This is a genomic window from Calidithermus chliarophilus DSM 9957, from assembly GCF_000430045.1.
Lineage (GTDB): Bacteria > Deinococcota > Deinococci > Deinococcales > Thermaceae > Calidithermus > Calidithermus chliarophilus.
In genome coordinates this window covers 1,584,479-1,586,643 of record NZ_KE387023.1, presented here as the reverse complement: position 1 = coordinate 1,586,643, position 2,165 = coordinate 1,584,479, and the positions used below count along the sequence as shown (strand labels likewise).

The window sequence follows — 2,165 nt, the reverse complement described above, 5'->3', positions numbered from 1 at the left end:
AAGGCCCCCCGGTCGCCCTCCGCGCGGGCCTGCTCCGTGCGGCGCCCCAGGTCCTCGACCAGGCCCCGGAGGACGGAAAGCCGGGCCTCGAGCTGCCGTTCCGGGCTCACCGCGCACCCCCCGGCAGCTCGACCCCCAGCCGCCCGGCCAGCACGATGGCTGCGAACTGCGAGCCCTGGGGGTCCCACTCGAGCAGGCCCCCGGCCCGGGCGTAGAACCCGCCGTGCTCGTCGAAGCCCAGCGTCAGGGGGTGGCCGCGCTCGAGGAAGGCCCGCTCGAGCGCCTCGGGGGTGCAGGGCTCGGGCTCCTGGGGGGCCGGGTCGGGGTTTTCCTCAGGGGCTGGGGCCATGACATAGGCTTGCACGGGGTAGCTCAGCGCTGCAAGAATCTGGAGCATCTCCCCGTCGGCCACGTTGCGCCGCCCGACCCGCCCGGCCCCCCCCGGGAAGAGCACCAGGGGCAGGTAGAGGCCGCGGCGGTCGGCGAGGCCGAGCAGGCGGCCGGGGAAGGGGCGGGCGAACTCCAGGAGCTCCCAGGGGTTGCGGCACTCCCGGCTGCTTTGGGCCAGGCGGGCCAGGTAGGCCAGGGCCAGGGCGGCGAGGGCGGGGGCGGCTGAGGTATGCTGCATGTGGACTCACTCCTTTCGGGTTCCCAGAGGGCTTGGTTCCTAGGCCGTCACCCTCTGGTGTCTCGATACTACACTACTTACAACACTATATCAAGCTCAATACTCTTGTAGTATTGTTAGTGTGTGAAAGTAACGATAATCTGGAAGCTGAAGGAGTTCCTCGAGCGCGAGGGCATTACGGCCTACCGCCTCCAGACCGACCTAAAGGAAAAAGTAGGCACCCAGACCATCTATGTCTGGGTGCGCAACCCGCCCAAGCGGCCCGATCTGGGCATCCTGGCGGCGATCCTGGGCCAGCTATCGGAATACACGGGCAGGAGGGTGGGGCTGGAGGAAGTGCTGGAGGTCAGCTATGAATAGGGTACTTGCACTCGTCGGGTTCGCGTTGGCCGCGCTGGCCCTGGCCCAGGTGCCCATGCGGGGCGTCATGGACTGCCGCTCGGGGCTCTACGCCCTCACCGGGCCCGCGCTGAAGGCCGAGTACCGGGGGGGTAACCTGGTGCTCGAGTACGACCGCGCCTTCTTCAAGCTCAAGCGGATCACCGACGCCCCCATAATCCGGCTGGAGTACACCGACTCCGAGCTGAACTTCAAGACCCTGACGCTCACCCCCAGCCGCTACGACGCGGCCAGCAAACGCCTGTACGCGCCGGTGGACCTGTACCGCCTCTCGAAGGAGGGCTTCTACACGCTCGAGGTACGCATCACCGCCACCGACCGCGACGCCTGGTGCAACTCCACCCTGATCTACCGGGTGAGCAACGTCATCCTGCGCGGCGACTAGCCTACTTCGGCAGCGGCGGGAAGGTGGGGGGGATGCCCTGCGCGGCCTTCTGCCAGGAGTAATTGGGCGGCTCGAAGTGGGGGCGGTCCACCAGACCGGTCCAGTCCCCGCCCCAGGCCAGGCCGTAGAACTTGGCAATGCCCGCGAACTTGTTGAAGCACTCGGCGCAGCTAAAACCCCCTTGCCCATCCTGGAAAGCCACGTCAAAGGCCAGCGCGGGGTAGTAGTTGTGCAGGCTCTCGCCGGCCCGGGCGTTGGTGACGACGGGGCCCGGTCGGGTGCGCCCTTGGGCGTAGGCCGCGTTCTGGTCGGCACAACTGCGGTAGGTCTGGGTGAGGAAGGGCTGGGGCAGGTCCGGGAAGCGCCGCCTGTACTCGGCGGCGGCCAACCTCCAGCGCTTGGCCAGCTCGGGGTGCAGGTCGGCCTCGGAGCGGCTGGAGTCGGGCCTTCCGCACACCGCCGAAGGCTTGGCGGCGGGGTCAGCGGGCTTGCGCTGGAGCGCCTTCCTAGCCGTTGACGTGCTCAGCAGGGCCAGGACGCCCAGGGGGAGGGCTACCTGAGCCCACACCGGGAGTTTGAGCTTGGTCTTCATTCGGTACCTCCTTCGGGGGTTGCGGGGTGGCCGCCAGCAGGGCCTGGGGCCGCAGCGCCCACAGCAGGGCCAGCAGCGGGGCCAGCAGCGCCAGCAGGGCGCCCACGACGGCCAGGGCCAGGCCGGCGGCCAGGGCGAGGAGGAGGGCCCGGAGGGCGCTC

At 69.2% G+C, this 2,165-nt stretch carries 4 protein-coding genes; 2 read left to right on the top strand and 2 right to left on the bottom strand.

The window, feature by feature from the left end:
- Positions 1-106: 106 nt before the first annotated feature.
- Positions 107-628: a hypothetical protein gene (locus tag MEICH_RS0107650; RefSeq protein WP_027892115.1), complete on the bottom strand. Its 522-nt coding sequence runs from the start codon at positions 626-628 to the stop codon at positions 107-109.
- Between the two features lie 123 nt (positions 629-751).
- On the opposite strand from MEICH_RS0107650, the gene MEICH_RS0107645 reads away from it, so the two are divergent.
- Positions 752-988: a helix-turn-helix domain-containing protein gene (locus tag MEICH_RS0107645; RefSeq protein WP_027892114.1), complete on the top strand. Its 237-nt coding sequence runs from the start codon at positions 752-754 to the stop codon at positions 986-988.
- Positions 981-1,412, top strand: coding sequence for a hypothetical protein (locus tag MEICH_RS0107640; RefSeq protein ID WP_157202663.1), 432 nt, complete (start codon positions 981-983; stop codon positions 1,410-1,412). Before MEICH_RS0107645 ends, MEICH_RS0107640 begins: the two co-directional genes overlap by 8 nt.
- 1 nt (position 1,413) lies before the next feature.
- Here the strand turns inward: MEICH_RS0107640 and MEICH_RS24185 are convergent, their stop codons facing one another.
- Positions 1,414-2,004, bottom strand: coding sequence for a M15 family metallopeptidase (locus MEICH_RS24185; protein ID WP_051304036.1), 591 nt, complete (start codon positions 2,002-2,004; stop codon positions 1,414-1,416).
- Between the last annotated feature and the right edge of the window lie 161 nt (positions 2,005-2,165).

Excerpts from the sequence above, each read along its gene's own strand:
- MEICH_RS0107650 (WP_027892115.1), bottom strand. The coding sequence starts at position 628 with ATGCAGCATACCTCAGCCGCCCCCGCCCTCGCCGCCCTGGCCCTGGCC.
- MEICH_RS0107640 (WP_157202663.1), top strand. The coding sequence starts at position 981 with ATGAATAGGGTACTTGCACTCGTCGGGTTCGCGTTGGCCGCGCTGGCC.
- MEICH_RS24185 (WP_051304036.1), bottom strand. The coding sequence starts at position 2,004 with ATGAAGACCAAGCTCAAACTCCCGGTGTGGGCTCAGGTAGCCCTCCCC.